The organism is Verrucomicrobiia bacterium (assembly GCA_036268055.1).
GTDB lineage: Bacteria > Verrucomicrobiota > Verrucomicrobiia > Limisphaerales > Pedosphaeraceae > DATAUW01.
The window spans coordinates 59,766-77,678 of record DATAUW010000009.1 but is presented as its reverse complement, the minus strand read 5'-3'; the positions used below and the strand labels follow the sequence as shown (position 1 = coordinate 77,678).

7 protein-coding genes are annotated in these 17,913 nt (G+C 53.9%); 4 read left to right on the top strand and 3 right to left on the bottom strand.

The features are described from left to right. Nucleotides 1-349 precede the first annotated feature (349 nt). Nucleotides 350-1,495: an aldose epimerase family protein gene (locus tag VH413_03535; protein ID HEX3797748.1), complete on the top strand. Its 1,146-nt coding sequence runs from the start codon at nucleotides 350-352 to the stop codon at nucleotides 1,493-1,495. Between the two features lie 71 nt (nucleotides 1,496-1,566). On the opposite strand, the gene VH413_03530 is transcribed toward VH413_03535, so the two are convergent. Continuing rightward, nucleotides 1,567-3,867: a glycoside hydrolase family 2 TIM barrel-domain containing protein gene (locus VH413_03530; GenBank protein HEX3797747.1), complete on the bottom strand. Its 2,301-nt coding sequence runs from the start codon at nucleotides 3,865-3,867 to the stop codon at nucleotides 1,567-1,569. Nucleotides 3,868-3,942: 75 nt separating this feature from the next. Continuing rightward, a complete protein-coding gene (locus tag VH413_03525; GenBank protein HEX3797746.1) occupies nucleotides 3,943-5,127 on the bottom strand; it encodes a hypothetical protein in 1,185 nt (394 codons plus the stop codon). A 418-nt stretch (nucleotides 5,128-5,545) separates the two neighbouring features. Here VH413_03525 and VH413_03520 point away from each other — a divergent pair, with 418 nt between their 5' ends. After that, on the top strand, nucleotides 5,546-6,658 hold the full coding sequence (locus VH413_03520) for a glycoside hydrolase family 43 protein (protein HEX3797745.1): 1,113 nt from the start codon (nucleotides 5,546-5,548) through the stop codon (nucleotides 6,656-6,658). Here VH413_03520 and VH413_03515 read toward each other — a convergent pair. Continuing rightward, entirely contained in the window at nucleotides 6,655-14,703 is an 8,049-nt protein-coding gene (locus VH413_03515; protein HEX3797744.1) for a lamin tail domain-containing protein, read from the bottom strand. The genes VH413_03520 and VH413_03515 overlap by 4 nt on opposite strands. On the opposite strand from VH413_03515, the gene VH413_03510 reads away from it, so the two are divergent. Together VH413_03510 and VH413_03505 are read left to right on the top strand one after the other, a co-directional pair. Then, nucleotides 14,680-14,985 carry a hypothetical protein gene (locus tag VH413_03510; protein HEX3797743.1) on the top strand — a complete coding sequence of 102 codons (306 nt, stop codon included), beginning with the start codon at nucleotides 14,680-14,682 and terminating at the stop codon, nucleotides 14,983-14,985. The two genes, VH413_03515 and VH413_03510, sit on opposite strands and share 24 nt — an antisense overlap. Nucleotides 14,986-15,218: 233 nt before the next feature. Further along, nucleotides 15,219-17,804 carry a DUF5127 domain-containing protein gene (locus VH413_03505; GenBank protein ID HEX3797742.1) on the top strand — a complete coding sequence of 862 codons (2,586 nt, stop codon included), beginning with the start codon at nucleotides 15,219-15,221 and terminating at the stop codon, nucleotides 17,802-17,804. The last annotated feature ends 109 nt before the right edge of the window (nucleotides 17,805-17,913 follow it).

The following is a 17,913-nucleotide window of genomic DNA, read 5'->3' as shown; positions in this document are numbered from 1 at the left end:
AACTCCCGAATTTAAGCAGTTGGTCACGGCGTGGCCAATCATTGTACGCTTCATCGCGGGGCTAAGCCGGCCATACTCGCAGAGAACCCGTTCATCAGTCATGTGGCCTTATATGGCTACATGACAAATTGTTTGAGGACGGGCAAGCTTGTCGAACACCTTAAAGCAGGCTGGCATCAGCATGATCGGAATAATGTCCGCCGCGTGAGTCATAACGTGTCGCATACTGTGTTGTTAAAAAATATTTCAAAGTTTTGGCGCATCCGCAACTGGACAAGCCAAACCTTTTCGGCTTTTGTTATACGCAATTCGCGATAATCAAACCACTGACCTCCAATCCCAACAAACCATGAAAGAATTGATGAGCACAAAAAGTTTTTGCCTCGCCATCGGCCTCAGCGCCGCATTGTTGACCGGCTGTTCCTCGATGGACAAACCCGGCGGTTCCATTGATAAGGCGTCCTTCGGCAAAACTTTGGATGGGACGCCGGTTGAGATTTACACCTTGCGCAATGAAAGCGGCACCGAAGCGCGAATCATGACTTACGGCGGGATCATGCAATCGCTCAAGGTAAAAGATAAGAGCGGAAATTTCGGCGACGTTGTGCTGGGTTACGATACGATTGACGGTTACCTGACCAACAGCCCTTATTTTGGCGCATTGATCGGGCGTTATGGCAACCGTATCGCCAAGGGCAAATTCACGCTGGATGGAGTCAACTATACTTTGGCGGTGAACAATGGGCCAAACTCACTTCACGGCGGCCTCAAAGGTTTCGATAAAGTTGTCTGGAAGGCGAAGGAAAATTGGAGTCCTGAAGGGCCTGGACTCAAACTGACGTACGTGAGCAAGGATGGAGAAGAAGGTTATCCGGGCACACTGTCGGTCACGGCGGATTATACGCTGATGGAAGACAATGCCATCCGTGTCGTCTTCCACGCGACGACGGACAAAGATACGATTTGCAATTTGACCGACCATTCGTATTTCAATTTGGCTGGCAAGGGCGAAATTCTGGATCACGTCGTTTACATCAACGCAGACAAATTCACGCCGGTGGACAGCACACTGATTCCGACGGGCGAATTACGTCCGGTCGAGGGAACACCGTTCGATTTCCGCATACCGACGGCGATTGGCGCGCGTATTGGGCAGGACGATCAACAGTTGAAATTCGGGAATGGTTACGACCATAACTGGATCCTCGCCAAGCCGATGGGGCAATTCGGATTGTGCGCGCGGGTCACTGAGCCCACGACCGGGCGTGTGATGGAAGTCTGGTCGGATCAACCGGGCTTGCAATTCTACTCGGGTAATTTTCTGGATTCCACCATCACCGGCAAAGGCGGCTGGGTCTATAAATTCCGCGACGCCTTAGTGATGGAACCGCAGCATTATCCCGACTCGCCAAATCATCCCGAGTTTCCAAGCGTTGAACTCAAGCCCGGGCAAAATTACGAGAACACGATTGTCTATAAGTTCTCGACGCAGTAATCGCCCCCGCTTTATCCGCGCATTTCTGAATGGTGCGATGCTCTGTCCGTTTAACTGCGGTTTGGCTGGAGCTATTTCGCCCTGATGATTCCGACATCAATGAACTGGCCGCCACGGGTCTGGTGACAGTGTGCCGACAGGGTATTGATGCCGGACTTTAGCGCTCGTTGCGCCTCGGGATTAATGTCGAATTCGCCGTAATTCTTTAAATAGCTCTTTTGCGAAAATGCCAGCACGCCATTCAGGTAAACTTCCACATCGTCGTCGTGGTGGAGTTGCAGTTTAATGTTTTTCAAGTCGGTATCCTGCAAGATGATTTTTCGCCGAAGCCAGATGTTGCTCGTTTTCCAGAGTGTATTGACGATTGAGCCAGGCGTTCCGGTCGTGCCGAAACCGGCGACGCCTTCAATCCAGGCTGAGTCGTCAAAATCCGGTTGTGACCAATCACTCGTGGGTTGTTTCACGGTGTAACGCCACGCGGGCTGATCCACGATGGCATCTGAAACGATAACGCGATTAACAGTGTTGCTGTAGAGTTGCTGGTTGGTCGTCTGGACCGGAATGTAATCCGCCGCTCCAAGCTTGTCGCCCAGTTCGGCGATGAGATTGGTGAAGATGCCGAGATTGGCCGAGCGGATCAATTCGGGTTTGAGTTTCATCACCGCGCGATCGTAAGTCATCAATCCATTGCATTCGCTCTCGATGTCCGTGGTCTGTGTGTACACGGCCGCGCTCAAGCCGACCTTGTCATGCAGGTTCCAAATTTCATGCAACAAGCGCACATACCAGCCGGGTAATTGTTCCAGGCCCACCATTTTGTATCCCCAGGATTTGCTTACCCAGCAATGGTTAGTGATGCGGATGCCGATGCCGCCGTACTCGCCGAGCACGAATGCGCGCGTTGGGTCCAATTCCGCGCCGACCGGTTCGGGATAACTATGCACGTCCATCATGTCGCCAGTGTGCATGTCCGTCCAGCCGCTGGCGTCATCCACCAGGCGATTCGGATCAATTGTTTTGATGACTTGCACGAGACGCTCGGTGTCGTATTGCCCCCAGCCCTCATTGAATAAAACCCATTGGACAATGCTCGGATGGTTATACATTCCAGTGATGAGATGCGTCAGTTCCAGTTCAAAGTCCTGCCGCGCTTCGGGCGTACCGTTGCCGCCGCTGGGCATGTCCTGCCAAACCAGCAGGCCTAATTTATCGCACCAATAATACCAGCGTTGAGGCTCGACTTTGACGTGTTTGCGGATCAGGTTGAAACCGACGTTTTTCAAGAACTCAATGTCGTATCGCAAGGCGCTGTCTGTGGGCGCGGTGTAATTTCCGTCCGGCCAGAATCCCTGGTCGAGCGTCCCGATCTCAAAAATAAAACGCCCGTTCAAGGCGATCGCCGTTCGCCCGTGAGCATCCTTTTTCAATCCGATTTCGCGCATGCCGAAATAACTCGTGACTGTGTCTAGCACGCGGTCGCCATCCTTGAGTGTCACGCGCAAATCATACAGAAACGGGTCGTCCGGCGACCACAAATGCGGCGCGGCGATAGTCAGCAATGCTGTCTGATTCGGTCCGCTGGTGACACGCCCGACTTCCACTCCGTTGGCGCTCGCCACAGCTTCAATCACTAATTGATCCGAACTATTTGCGACGGCGGCGCGCACTTTCAGCGCTGCCGCGCTGATGAGTGGCGTGAGTTGTAATTGATCAATGCAAATCTCCGGCACGGGTTCGAGCCAAACCGTTTGCCAGATGCCCGATGACGCCGTGTAAAAGATTCCTTCCGGCTTTCGGGATTGTTTGCCGTGTGGCTGATCGCCTTCGGTTGGGTCCGTCACCGCAATGGAAATCTCCTCGGCGTCATTCCATTTCAGCGCGTCAGTGATGTCAAAAGTGAAGGCATCGTAGCCGCCGCGATGCCGTCCGATTTCCTGGTCGTTCACCATCACGCGGCATTCCCAATCCACCGCGCCGAAATGCAAACGCACTCGCTGTTCTTCCCACGCCTTTGGCAAGGTGAACGTCCGCCGATACCACAACACGCTGTGCTCATCGAATTTTTTCATGACTCCCGACAGCGCGGACTCGACGGGAAAGGGCACCAGGATTTGGCCGTTTGTTTCCGGCATTCTACTCATCGAATCGGGCGTGATGGCGTAATTCCAAAGGCCGTTAAGATTCAACCATTCGGGACGTACGAGTTGCGGGCGTGGATATTCCGGCAAAACATTTGTGGGGCTGACCTCTGCCGCCCAGCGCGTCATCAACGGTGCTTTGGCCGCCGCCCATTCCGCGCGCGCTTGATGGATCCAGAAGAATGCGGCACACAAAATCACGCAACCAGAAGTCTTAAATCGCGCAATGGGCATAAGGATTTTTCGGCACGGGAACATATTAAATTTAGCAGTCGCTATTATTACTGTCGAGCCTCGAAACATTGCCACTTAATGCCGGACAAGCCGCACGAGAACCGCGCTCGCGTGAGGAAGTGACAAATAAACTGCTTGGTTGGCCGTCGCAAGTGGCTCAGGAGTCGGCGATGTCCATGTGCCGTCAGCCGAAATTTCCACGCCAGCCAGAGTCACATGATCTTTACTCTCCATTGAAGGTGCGTTGAGACGATAGGCTGCGGCCTTGGAATAATTTTCTGGCAACGCGATTTCCGCATTTACGTCGCGAGTAAAATCTTTATTCAACACGGTTATCCACAGCATTCCATCGCGGTCGCGCGTGGCATAGGCAGAGACGTTGATGTCCGTTTTTTCAAGCGCAAGTTTCAGCAGTTCACCCTTACCCGCCATCGCGAAAGCCAGCATGCCGTAATATTCCGGCCGCACGCTGCAATGTCCCGTTTCATCATGCACAATCGGCGAGTAGTGACTAATGAAACCGAGTTGATTGATGTCCGTTTCCAGGTTGATGCCTTCGCATCCGTGCGACGCGAGGATGAACATATAATCCAGACACCAAAGCGCCGAACCGAAAGTATCGCTGACGCCCGGTTTTCCTCCGCCCGAGAACGAATTAACTTCATTGATGCGAAAACCGATCCCACATTCGCGCGAAAGGGCGCGCAATCGCGCCAATCGCGCGTCCCAGGCGTCATCACGCTTAAGAAGTTTTTCTAATGTCGTCGCCGAATCTTTGGCTCCGCCTCGATAGTAATGCTGCGTCAGTAATTTGATGTCCGAAGATTCAGTCGCGGCAAAATTTGTGATCCACGCCAGATTGCCAATCGAATCGGGCCCGGAAAAGGGCGCGTCCGGCAGCGCCATTCGCACGCCCGACTTATAATCCAGAAAAGCCGCATGATAAGTCTCATAACTTTTAGCGAAGCGTTTCAAAGCTTCGACTTCGTTGCCTATCTGAAAAGACTGAAGACTGGAACCCAGCGCGTCTCGCACCGCGATCGCTTCCTGCACAGCTTCCTCTCGCGAACCAGTTCCAAGATTCAGGCCCCACATGATTTTCCAGCCAGTCGCGCGCGCGAATTCGCCAAGGTCGGCGAGGTTCTTTTGATTGATGATGGTCAAGTCCGTTTGCGTGCGTGCGACGGACGTTCCGTCGGGAATATATTGGGTATGATCCGAAATGATTCCACCAATGCGAATCAATCCGTGTGAACTCAAATTTTTATAAAGGCGGACCAGGTCTCTGTCCTTCGCACTGAAGTAATTGGACTGAGCCACAGCAGAAGTTTCATAGCCAAACCCGATGAAGTCGTCTGTAATTCGAGCTTCAACCGTGTCTGGAAAAACGCTCACCTTAATAGTCTCCACAACCGAAGCCTTTGCCTGCAATCGGCCCGCAGCAAAAGCCAAAATAAAATATGGCGACGTTGCAGCGATACGGAAAATTTTTAGGCGCGCGCGATTCATTGAATCAAGATTAGATTATCGGCCGGGTGGCGAGAACAAGAAATCGGGTCATTTCCTATGGATTGCGTGTCATTCGCGTTGTGGCCTCCTTATGCTACATGACGATTTTTGGAATTGATGCTAATCAAACGGCGAGCAAGCCCGAGATGATCCAGGACAAATTATTTTTATGACCATAACCAACCAGCCCACGCTGAAGGCAAAACAATTATCGGCAGTGGCGCTCGTCTGCTGCGCAGTTCTGTTTGGCAGCGGAGTTTACTCCCATGCCCAACCTCTCTCCCCGCGCACCTTCACCAATCCGGTGCTGCCAACCGGCCCCGACCCGTGGGTGGCGCAAAAGGATGGCTTCTATTATTACATGAACACCACCGGCAATAACTTGACGGTGTGGAAAACGCGCAGCATTCCCGACCTTGTGCACGCACGAAAAAAAGTAGTGTGGACGCCTCCCGCGAGTGGCCCGTATTCAAAAGATATTTGGGCGCCGGAGATCCATTTCCTCGACGGCAAATGGTATATTTATTTTGCCGCCGACTCGCTCGACAACCACAGCCATCGCGTCTGGATACTGGAAAATCCATCGCGCGATCCCTTGCAGGGCTCGTGGACGATGAAAGGCAAATTGGCCGACGCCTCGGACAAATGGGCAATTGATGCTTCCGTGTTTGAGAACCAGGGCAAGCTCTACGCCATTTGGTCGGGCTGGGAGGACGATACGAACGGCACGCAAAATATTTACATCGCCGCGATGAAGAATCCGTGGACGATCGAAGGGCCGCGCACAAAAGTTTCCACGCCCACTTATCCCTGGGAAACCGTCGGCGACGTGGAAGGCCACAATCCCAACGATCCTCCGCACATCAATGTCAATGAAGGCCCCGAAATGCTTCAGCACGGCGATAAATTATTTCTCATCTATTCCGCCAGCGCGTGTTGGACGGAAAATTATTGCCTTGGGATGTTGACCGCCTCCGCGGACGCCAATTTGCTGGACGCTGGGTCGTGGAAGAAATCTTCGCAGCCGGTATTTTCGCAGAAGCCGGAAGCGCAAGCGTATGCGACGGGGCATTGCGGATTCTTTAAATCACCCGATGGCACGGAAGACTGGATTATTTTTCACGCCAACCCGAGCCCCGGAAAAGGCTGCGGTTCATTTCGCCAACCTCGCGCGCAAAAAATAAATTGGAATGCCGATGGCACGCCGGATTTCGGCGAACCGCTTCCGTTGGAAACCAGAATTCGCCGGCCTTCGGGTGACACTGAGACACGCCGGAATTAGTTTACGAATCGCAGGCGATAGAAACGGTGAGTGCCGTTTCCAATCCCGTTGGTCAATGAAAGATTTTGTCCCGCGCCCGTGACTGGAGTTCCCACGGGCAGCCAATTCGTTGAAGTCAGGTCGTCGGTGTATTCCAGTTGATAATTCTGGCCGAGCGCAGCAGGAAAATTGAGGACTAGATTGGTTCCTGAAACCTCAACACCAAGTGGCACGGGTGGAGGTGGGACATTTGCCGAGAAACTAAAGTTGTCTATCGCCAGTCCTTGCCCCCTTGAAGTGGTGTCGGTCATTTGCCACACGAGCCAAAGCGCCGCGCCGGGCGGCCAGTCAGTGATCGGCTGATTCAACGCGCTCAGTGGCGTCTGATTGGCCGGCAAAGTTCCATCAACTGGCACGCCGCCCGAATCGCTCGCGACCGTGGGAATGGCGACATTTAGATTGGTCAGCAATCCCGTCATCGTGTCTGGAAATTTATTTGTTCCGGTGAGATCAACGTAATAATAACACTGAAGGGTCTTGCCGACGTTGGATTGACGCCATACTTCGCTTGTCGTCTGAATATTCACGCGGCTCAGAGTCAGGCCCGTGTCGTTAATGAAGCGCGCGCCAAAAGCCGTCCCGCCCGTGGTGCTGGTGGCCAGCAAGCCCAAAGCTCTTCCAGAGCCGCTGCTGTTAGGGCCGAAACTCAACTGGCCGCCGGTGGTTTGATCACCATCCGTCGCGCCAAATTTTGAAGAGAGCATTCCCGAACCATACCAACCCGCGAGCGCGCTGATGCCCAATCCGCCCGTGCCGCTGCTGGCAACCACCGGGAAAGCGAAATCGTACGGATTCGCCAGCGAATAAGTCACGCCATTGATCGTCACAGGATTTGCGGTGTTCACCGAAGCCGTTCCCGGATCGGGCAACGAATCGAAATTTTGCAGATACGTCGAACCAGCGGTCGTGTAATTGATGAACGATGGCGGCGGCGTGGCCGTGCCGTTGTTCGCCGCGCCCGGCGTGGGCTGGAAGAATTCCTGGCGATTGAAACTCTGGCCATCGGGAAGTGAACCGTAAGAGTCATTCGGATTAATGTTCTGATAATCCACATAGTCAAGCACCTGCGATTGCCCATTCAACAATCTGGTCAGCGCCAGAGAACCGGAGCCGCTCGTGAGCGAACAATTTGCGTGCAATTCATTCGAGGTCGCAAGGTTTGTCTGTGCGTCGGCAAAAATAATTTGAAATTGGCCGGCGCTGATAACGGCGTTCGTCGGGAAAGCCCATTGCAAAAGATTCGTGTAATTGTTCGCGAGATAGAGGCCATTCAGCGAAACGGAATTTGTGCCGGGATTATAAATTTCCAGCCACGGAACATGCTGGCCCGCGCGATTGGTGATTCCCGTTAAGTTGTCCGCTTCAAGTTCGTTGATCCACAGGGTGGGGAAGGGAACGAGCGATACGGTCACGCTGTTCGCGGCGGCAGGCGTGGCTGAAATCTGCGAACCCGTCGGCGGCGCGGGATTGACGGTCGCAACGATTCCGGAACCGGAAAGACGCACTGTGAGCGGGCCACCGTTGGTGTTTTGCAAATACCAAAAACTGATCGTATAAGTTGCGTTGGCGGTCAGGGCCGGAGAGATAGTTTGATAAATGGCTGAGGACTGCGTGCTGCCGGGCGCGGTGGAAACGAGATGCAAACTCGCGTTGCCGGAATGCTTGATGGATGTGCTCAACGCCGAGCCCGATAAGTTTGGCGAAACCGTAAACGGCCCCGGAAAGCCGGATTCAAAATTGCCATCCGGCAGCAAGTTTGGCCCCACAGCCGGCGTGCTGCCTGCCACCAGATTGATATCGTCAATGTAAACGTCACCGGCGGATTGAAGATAAATATAAATGAGCGATGAGGATGACGTTCCCGTGGCCGAGAAAAATGTCCATTGCGGAGTTGGCGGGGTGTTCGGGTTGGTGGAAATCGCCGCCCAATTACCGGCGCGCCAGTTGTCCTGATGCGAATCAATCAGTTGCAGTGACGCGCCAGTGCCTTCGGCATTGGTTGGCCACGGCAGTCGGTTTTCATATTTAACTTCAGTCACTGTCAAATTGTTTGAAGTAGTCAGAGCCAGCGTTCCACTGCTCGGCAAAGTTCCGGTAAAGGTATCGAACACCGGCACGGTCGCGCCGTAAGCGCCCGCGAAGTCCGCGAAAGTGGCTCCAAGGACGAGATAATTGGTGGGACCGATGATCGAACCGCTTGGAAATATGTAAGACAACGCCGGAATATTCCAACCGGATAAATCAAACGCGGTATTCGTCGAGTTATTATATAACTCAATATATTGAGCGCCGGTGATGGTCGGGTCGTACATGATTTCATTGATCACGATTTGACCAACCGGTGAAATGTTAGTCGTGTTATAAACAATGCTGACGGAGTTCGTGTCTCCGGCGATCGGCAAGCCGTTCCGTCCAATGCCGGTCAGATTAAATTGATTGATGCCTTTTTGCAGCGGCACGCTGATGAGAAAGTTGCTGACCGTCGTCCACTTCAATGGGTAGGGAACGCCATTGATCCAAATATAATCCACATTGAACGGCGCCTGGCCGGTGATGTAAGCCACATTGTTGGTTACCGTGATATTGGGATTGGCTGAGAAGTTCGTGGCGTTCGCCGCTGCGACCTGCGCAGCAACATTCGGAGCCGCCTGATCCATGAACGGAATAAGGTTTAGGTTAGGGTCTTCGACATCCAGGCCGTTCGCGGTGAACGCGGCATACTTGGCGTTGAGAAGCGGAATGCTATTGGCAAGATTCAGCGGCCCGTTGGTCACGAGTTCGCCCAACGCCCGCCAATACATGCGCACAAAAGTCGGCTCCGAATACATGGCGGAAAGTCCACTGTCCGCCAGATGCACGAACAGATCCTGGCCGGGCGGAAAACTGCCATCAATGCCCAGACCGATATTGAAATCAAACATCATCAGCGACCATTTCTGGGTGGCCGCGCCGACGTACGCGTACAGATTCTGTCCGCTCTGCGATCCAAAACAATCCCAGTTGCCAGCGGCATGATTGGCGGCGAAAACGCGCATCCAATTTTCCATGTCCGCCAGGTTTTCCAGATTGTGCACATAGTTCGGCGAGTTCGGGTTGTTGGCGGCGTCAACGAGTGAAAATAAATTTGTATCGTCGTTCACCGAATCAGCCGTGCGCCGGTTTTCAAAGTTCCAACGGTAGCGCGCCAGTTTTTTAGCGCCGCCGGTCGTCGTGTAAGGCACGAGCATCGCCTCCGCTTCCAATGCGTCGGGCTGCGCATATCCCGAGGCGAACGGCGCGAATTCAAAATAGCGCGCGACCTTGTAAAGATACCCGTCGGCATCATTCGGATAATATTCGTCCACCATATCGCCATCGGGAGTTTGGGCATCCTCCATCAAAGCGCCGCGGCGCGTGCCGTTCACATAGACGGCGACGTAACGGCGATTCAACCACGGCACTCCGAGCGCGCGCAAAAATGTATTGGCGAGTTGCTCGCGCTGAATCGTGGGATCGTTGGCGGTGTTGCCGGGATAATGGATTTTGTTGAACGACGTCGCGCCGAGAAATTTATCGTCGTCGTTGAAAATCCATTTGTAACTGCACAACGTACCATTGGCGGTGTCGTAATATTGATGAACCGGGCTGCCGGCGAAATGGGCCTGGGCGTTGTAGATGACCCGCGTTCCGTTGACCATCGTGGCGTCAATGCCTTCGTTGCTCAAATTGCCGAGATTGGCCCAGCGGGTGAGATTGGCTTGCGTAAGCCACAAATGATAAACGCTGAAACTCCCGCCGGGATTGCCGTCGCCGAACATCACCAGACATTCGCGCGTGGGCGAATTATCCGCAAGCAAAGCGGGAAAGCGGCTCGCGGTGGTGTTGCTGTCCGTGGCGGAAATATAAAATGCGACCATCGTATTGGCCGCTTGCCCGGGAATCGTCGCGCTGAAAACTCCATCACCGGCCACGGCATCGCCGTTGGTCCCGGCGTCATTCATCGCCACAGAAGTGTAAGTTGGCGATGGATCAATTCGATAATTGAGCACGAGATTTTTTATTCCGTCGGGGTCATGCACGTATGCGGTCACAACCGCGGGCTGATTGGGCGCCGGCACCGGCGGAAAATGAGTCACATTATAAATTGCCGGACCGGCGTTGGTGACTGCGTGGCTGTTGGCCACGCCAGGCGTGCCGAGATTGGTCGGAACGGGCAGGGGACCGGTTGCTTCGAGCCAGCCGCCGTTGAGCCGCAAAATTGCTTCCGGCCAGCCGCGAAGCCAGCGCGCCTTGAACCGCAGCGTCGCTCTTTGCCCGCCCGCCAGCGAATTCGCATTCAGGGAAACCTGGCAGGAATTGTCGCCATTGTAATAGCGGTCACTATTGCGGATGTGCAGCGAGTGACTGCTCTGGTAGCCAGAATTTTCCAAACTCGACCGGATGTGATCGCCTTGCAGATTCCAATTTCCCAGGCCGTTTTCAAAGTCCGGCGTGGACACATAATTAACCCCGTTCGTATCGTCCACTTCCACATTGTCAATCAGGCACTCGCCCACATCCAGCGTCGCAACCTGCGCATAGCCGATGGATGAACTGTAATTAAATCCGTTATCGAGCACGGCGGTGTTTTCGATATTCGTCCACGAAGATTTTTGCGTTTCATCACTGTCCGCCCAATTAGCCGCCAGCCGATGGTTCGCATGCGGATCAATCAACTCGAGACTGCTGCCGCCCGCGTGTGCCCATTCGCCCCAGCGACCGCCGGTGCCGTAGGTGACTTGATCTTCGGGCACAAGAATGGCCGTGTTGCCATTGAGCGTTTGCGGCATCGAAAGAACGAGTAACTCACCGCTGTGAGAAAGTTTGCCGGAGTAATTGCCGACAGTGTTGTCTGATGTAAGGTTCGTATATCTGGCAAACAAGTTCGTCAAGTTGCGTGCCACGACGAGATACCCATTCGGAGCGATTGTGACTGCCGGAAATGTAAACGTGATGCCGGAAGTGAATTGCCAGCCGGTCAAATTAATCGCGCTGACACCTTTATTATAGAGTTCGATGTATTGATCATCGTCGTTGCCGCTGATCGGGTCGTACATCAATTCGTTAATGACGATGTCACCGATCAAAATATTACCATTATTCGTGCCGGGAGTGCGCGCCGACAAATTATAAAAATCATTCGCGCCATCCGGCCAGCGGCCATAAGAGACGCCATCGGACGTGGCCGTATATTGAACTGCATCCAGCAATCGGCTGCCATCCGAACTCATAAAATAAAGTGTGCCGCTCGCGCCATTTAACTGAAAGCCAAGTTGAGTTTCGTTCAATGTCATGAAACCTCCGGCGGCCAATGCCGTGCCTGCCGGTAAAACGCATTTGTTCGATTGAGTATCGTCCGTGACAATGCAACCGGAGATGTCGTTGCTTTGCCCGCTGTGATTGTAAAGTTCGATATATCGGGGAATGCTGAGATTCTCCGAATGAGCCAGAACTTCATTGATCACGACCCGCCCAAACAGATTTGCCGAAAGTCTTTCCACCGTTCCCGGTGAACCGCCCGCGAGCACGCTTGCACCCCAGGCGCGTGGATCGCCTTCGCCATAAGTGGGACTTGAAAGCACCAGCGAATGCCCCGTTCCGTCCGTGCCGATGGGCCACGGCGCGGTATTTGAATACGGCACGGTCAATAAAATCGCCCCGTGTTCGTCAATCAGTTGAAGCGTTTCGGTTTTCTTCAAACTGCCCGTGTACGGCCCCATCACATTCGTGATGCCATACACGCTCGTGATGTCCGCCGGCGCGGCGGCAACGACCATGAAACTATTGGAACCGATCGTAGTGCCCACCGGAAATTGATAACTCATATCCGCGCAGGTGAGGGTGTAGCCGCCGATGTCGTGATACCACGGATTCGAATTATAGATTTCGATGTATTCGAGATTTTTCCCGTCCGTGCGCGGCGCGGGTTTGTACATGATTTCCGAAATCGCAATCGGCGTCGTGCGACTCGAAGGTCCAAGCGGTTCGCTCGTGCTCTGGATGGAATCGGTGCTAACCGGAGTTGAATCCGCGCTTTCGCCCGTACCACTAATTGCGGACACGACGTAATAATAAGTATTCGTCGGCGAAGCTGTGGTATCAGTGAAAGAGGTCGTGGTATTGGTCGCAATGATAGCGTAATTACCGAGAGTCGTGGAGCGTTTGACATGATAAGCCGTCGTGCCGCTCGAAGCCGTCCAATTCAACACCAGTTCACCATTCTGCACCTGGAGAAAAAGTCCCGTCGGAACCGGCGGCGGAATATTATATTTTTGAAACAGCGTGGTCTCTGCGGACTGGCGGTTAGTCGCCGTCAAAACGGTGTTATAAATTTGGACTTCGCCGATGTCACCCGACAAAAAATTACCCAGCGTCTGCTGCGCGCCCAGGACGAGTTGCGCCGGCGCCGTCAAAGAATCAGAATTGCCCGCCGAAGTGCCGATCAAAACTCCATCCACATAAAGCGATCCAATGCCCGATGAGCGTTGCCTCGTGAAAGTCATGACATGCGGCTTGCCGTCGTTGTATCCGCCGCCCGACGTCACAGCCACATCGGGATTGCCCGTGCCCGCGCAGATGGAACCATCCGCAAAGAGACACGTGCCAAAATCATCCACCACCCCGCCGACCTCGCCGTTCACCAAGCCCGCGCCTTGGTAAAACAGCGTGCCGGAACTGAGCCCCTGCGTGCTCTGAAAAGCGCAAATGATCGTGTAGTCATCCTGCACCGGACGCGTGAAGGCGAGATGCGTGCTGTTCGCGGAATTGAAGCGTACGACAGGCGAGCCGTTCATGGCATTGGTCACATAACTCGGATCTTGCGCCGTCGTCGCCTGCGTCGCGTTGTAACCATTGCCGCTGACGTCGGTCCACGAAGCGAGCGCAGCCCCGCTTGAGACGCCCGTGATCCTATCCGCCCGGAACCACGCCACCGGAACCAGCGTAGCCGTCGGCAATCCGCTGATCGCCAGTGAAGAAGACGTAGGAACTCCCATGCCCGTGCCCGTAATATTCGCCGTGCCCACGCCAATAACGGGCAGTGCAATAGTTGTATTAGTAACTCCGGTTGCGAAGACAACATTCGTACTCGCCACCACGGAAGTTTCGTCCGAGGTCAACGTAACAGTGAACGGTCCGCTCTGGCTGGCCACTGCGGGAATGGACACCTGCACATTGACCGTGCCGCCGGCGGCAACAATCGCCGGGTTCGCCGCCAAACTGATCGGCGCAATCCCTTGATAAAGATTTTGCAGATAATTGCACAAGGCGACTCCATCAACGGTCGCGTTGTTATAAACCCGCACTTCGGCCAGCGAGCCCGGAAACGCATTACCAATCGCAGCGTTCACAGTGCTGATAAGGGGAATCATTTTTGTTCCATTACTGTTCGTAGGCGCGATGATGGTGAGACTGGTAAATTGGCCGGTTTGAATTCCATCCACATATAAAGTCATCGTCCCGGCAACGCCGTTGACCTGCATCACCGCCGTATGGCACGTGTTCAAAGCCAGTGGCGAAGAACTGGATTGCAACCCTGAATCGCCACTAGAGCGACCGATGCCCGCGTAGATTCCCTCGCCGATGCGAACGCCGCTGCCGCCCCAGGAAATTCCCCAATCCGGTTGTCCCGTGCCACTGATGTCGTAACCGAAAATAATTTGCGAATTGTAATACGCGCTGCTGGTGGTTGGCCCCGCTGCCGACGCTTCAAAGGTCACCGCGATGGTATAATTAAAAAGTCCAGTGGGCGCATTGGTCGCCGGAATGCTGAATCCGCCGTTGCCAGTCGTGCCGGAACTGCGCGTAACTCCGCGATGCGTCCCGAAGGCATTCGCCACCGCGAGGGGCGCCGGTGATCCGTCCGCCGCCGCGACCGTTCCCTTGATTCGGTCCGTCCAGTTATTGCCTGATACATAATCGTCACCCACCCATTGACTGACCAGGCCGCTCGTGAGACTTTGCCCATGACCTTGAATTGGAACAAACAAAAAACACAGGAGACAGAGCGCTGGCAATCGGAAAAAGAGGGGCAACTTCTTGCGCGAAAATATTTGGCGGAAACGAGCCGTCAAATCACGGAGATTCAAATGAGACACCATCATAATTTCTGCTACCGATACGATTCTATCCTTACTGGTATGGCACAACTTAATTTGTTAAAACCTGTGAAATTTTTAAAAAAGGAGCGGGCAACTCAAAGGAGCGGCTGCGACGATAAAAAGGACATTGTTCAATATATAACATTATCCCCGCAAATTGGCGAATTTTGAATAGGATAACCGGTCATTATTTTATGGTTTTGGAGCAACGGAAAGCCAATGGCAACCCGTCGGCGCCGTTCCGTCCGATTTCAAGTCCGCCCTGCACGCGAGATACCGAGTAACTCAGTTACAAATCGAAAATGAATCGCAAAAATATTTTCTCGACGTAAATTCTATAAATATTGACCGGTTACCGCCTTGTATCGAATCAACTGCGCCCTAGACTTCTGCCATCACTTTTTATGAAACGAATTTTTCCGAAACGTCTTTTGTCAGCCGCCGCGTGTGCTTCAATTTTTTTATTCCCGATAGTTAAAACTGCCGCCGCTGCCGAAGGCGCTTTTCGCCCTCCGGCGGTTCCGCTGGTCACGAGCGATCCGTATCTCAGCATCTGGTCCGAGTCCGACAAGCTGACTGACCAGGCGACCAAACATTGGACGCATCGCGATCATTCGCTCATTAGTTTGATTCGCGTGGATGGAAAGACTTTGCGCCTGATGGGCAGCGAGCCTTCGGACGCTCCCGCGATGCCCCAAATCAGCGTTGAGGTAAAGCCCACCCGCAGCATTTATCAATTTGACGATAGCCACGTTCACGTGACTCTCACGTTCATGACCGCGGCGCTGCCGGATGATCTGAACGCCTTGTCCATGCCGCTGAGTTATCTCACCTGGGAAGTCAACGCCGTGGACGGTCAGTCTCACTCGGTACAGATTTACGACAGCACCAGTTCGCAACTCGTGGTGAACCGGACCAGCGAAACGGTGGATTGGGCGCGTGAGAAGGCCGGCAATTTAACGGCTTTGCGCGTCGGAACCCACAGCCAGCCGATACTTGGTTCTTCCGGTGACGATCACCGCATTAACTGGGGTTACGCTTATGCCGCGGCATCCACCAAAGAATCAAAATCTTCCATCGGCTCAAGCGCGGTCCTCATCAGCCAGTTCGTCACCAATGGAACTGTGCCCATTCAGGATGACACTCGCATGCCGCGCGCCGTGACCGATGATCAACCGGCAATGGCCTTCGTTTTCGACCTCGGAAAAATTTCCAAGAAACCAGTGACCCGGCAGGTGATGGTCGCGTACGACGAAATCTATTCGATCAAATATTTCGGCAGAAAACTTCGCCCGTACTGGCGTCGCAACGGCGCCTCGGCCACGGACATGTTGCAGAAGGCGTCGCACGATTACGCGAAACTTTTGAAGCGCTGCATTGAATTTGACGATCAACTCATGGCGGACGCGCGAAAGATTGGCGGCGAAAAATATGCGCAGATTTGCGCGCTGGCTTACCGCGAGTGTATCGCCGCCTGCGGACTTGCGGCTGATGCGAACGGCCAGCCATTGTTTTTCACGAAGGAAAATACCAGCAATGGCGACATCGCGACCGTGGATGTTATTTTTCCGATGGCTCCGCAACTGATTCTGTTGAGCCCGACGCTCGCCAAGGCGTCCATCGTGCCCATCTTGAGTTACGCCGCATCGTCGCACTGGAAATTTCCGAATGCGCCGCACGACCTTGGCACTTATCCTATCGCGCGTGGCACGGATGACGGCGGCGAAGGCATGCCGGTTGAAGAGAGTGGGAATTTATTGATCCTGTGCGACGCGATTGCGCAGGAAGATGGCAATGCGAATTTTGTTTCTCCGTGGTGGCCGCAGTTGACGCAGTGGGCGCATTACCTTGAGCAATACGGCCTCGATCCCGAAAACCAATTATGCACGGACGATTTCATGGGGCATCTCGCGCACAACGCCAATCTTTCCGTAAAGGCGATTTTGGGGTTGGCCGCTTACGGTGATCTTTGCCGGATGCGTGGCGATGCGACCAATGCCGACAAGTATAAACAACTCGCGAAAGTGGATGCCGAACATTGGGTGAAAGTGGCGGGAGCGGGCGACCATTATCTGCTCGCCTTTGATCGTCCAAATACCTGGAGCCAAAAATATAATCTGGTTTGGGACAAGATTCTCGGCCTCGATATTTTTCCGCCAATGGTCGCGCAGCAGGAAGTCGCTTTTTATAAGAGCAAGCTGCAGCCCTTCGGCGTGCCACTGGATTCGCGCACGCATTTGACCAAGACCGATTGGTCGTTGTGGAGCGCTTCCATGGCCACGGACAAGGCGGATTTCGAAGCCATGATTTCTCCGATTTATGATTACTTGAATCAGACCACCTCTCGCGATCCCATCGCTGACTCTTACCAAACCGATCGCGTCCGCAGCCGGGGCATGCACGCCCGTCCGGTCGTTGGCGGATTGTTTATCAAAATGCTGACCGACCGTGAGATGTGGGACAAGTGGGCCCATCGCGATCACGGAAACCCCGCGAACTGGGCGGCGCTGCCCAAGCCGCCGCAAGTCACGGAAGTGATCGCCACTTCGCGCGAGACTCCCGCCATTTGGCATTACACCACCGAAAAGCCCGGCGAAGGCTGGACGAAGCCGGACTTTGATGATTCATCCTGGAAGCAAGGCCCCGGCGGCTTCGGCACGCGCGGCACGCCCGGCGCCGTCATTGGCACGACTTGGAACACGGGAAATATTTGGCTGCGCCGGGAAGTGGAAATTCCTTCGGGAAAGTTCAACAATCTGCAATTTCTCACCTACCACGATGAAGACGTGGAAATTTATGTTAACGGTGTCCTCGCTTCGTCTGAATCAGGATTCAACGGCAGTTATCTGCCGCTGGAAATTTCCAACGAAGCCAAACAACTCTTGAAGCCCGGCGCAAAAGTGATGCTCGCCGTTCACTGCCATCAAACCGAGGGTGGCCAGGATATTGACGTCGGCTTGGCGAACGTCATGAGCGTTGAACCCGAATAGGCGCCGGCTCAAATCAATCGGTTTGTTGTCGCCGCAGGCCCAGGTATTTAACATTCGAGGTTATCGCAGCCGCATGCGCGGCTTGAAAACTCGAATGTTCAAGTAAATT

Excerpts from the sequence above, each read along its gene's own strand:
- VH413_03510 (HEX3797743.1), top strand. The coding sequence starts at position 14,680 with ATGACCTTGAATTGGAACAAACAAAAAACACAGGAGACAGAGCGCTGG.
- VH413_03505 (HEX3797742.1), top strand. The coding sequence starts at position 15,219 with ATGAAACGAATTTTTCCGAAACGTCTTTTGTCAGCCGCCGCGTGTGCT.
- VH413_03520 (HEX3797745.1), top strand. The coding sequence starts at position 5,546 with ATGACCATAACCAACCAGCCCACGCTGAAGGCAAAACAATTATCGGCA.
- VH413_03535 (HEX3797748.1), top strand. The coding sequence starts at position 350 with ATGAAAGAATTGATGAGCACAAAAAGTTTTTGCCTCGCCATCGGCCTC.
- VH413_03530 (HEX3797747.1), bottom strand. The coding sequence starts at position 3,867 with ATGCCCATTGCGCGATTTAAGACTTCTGGTTGCGTGATTTTGTGTGCC.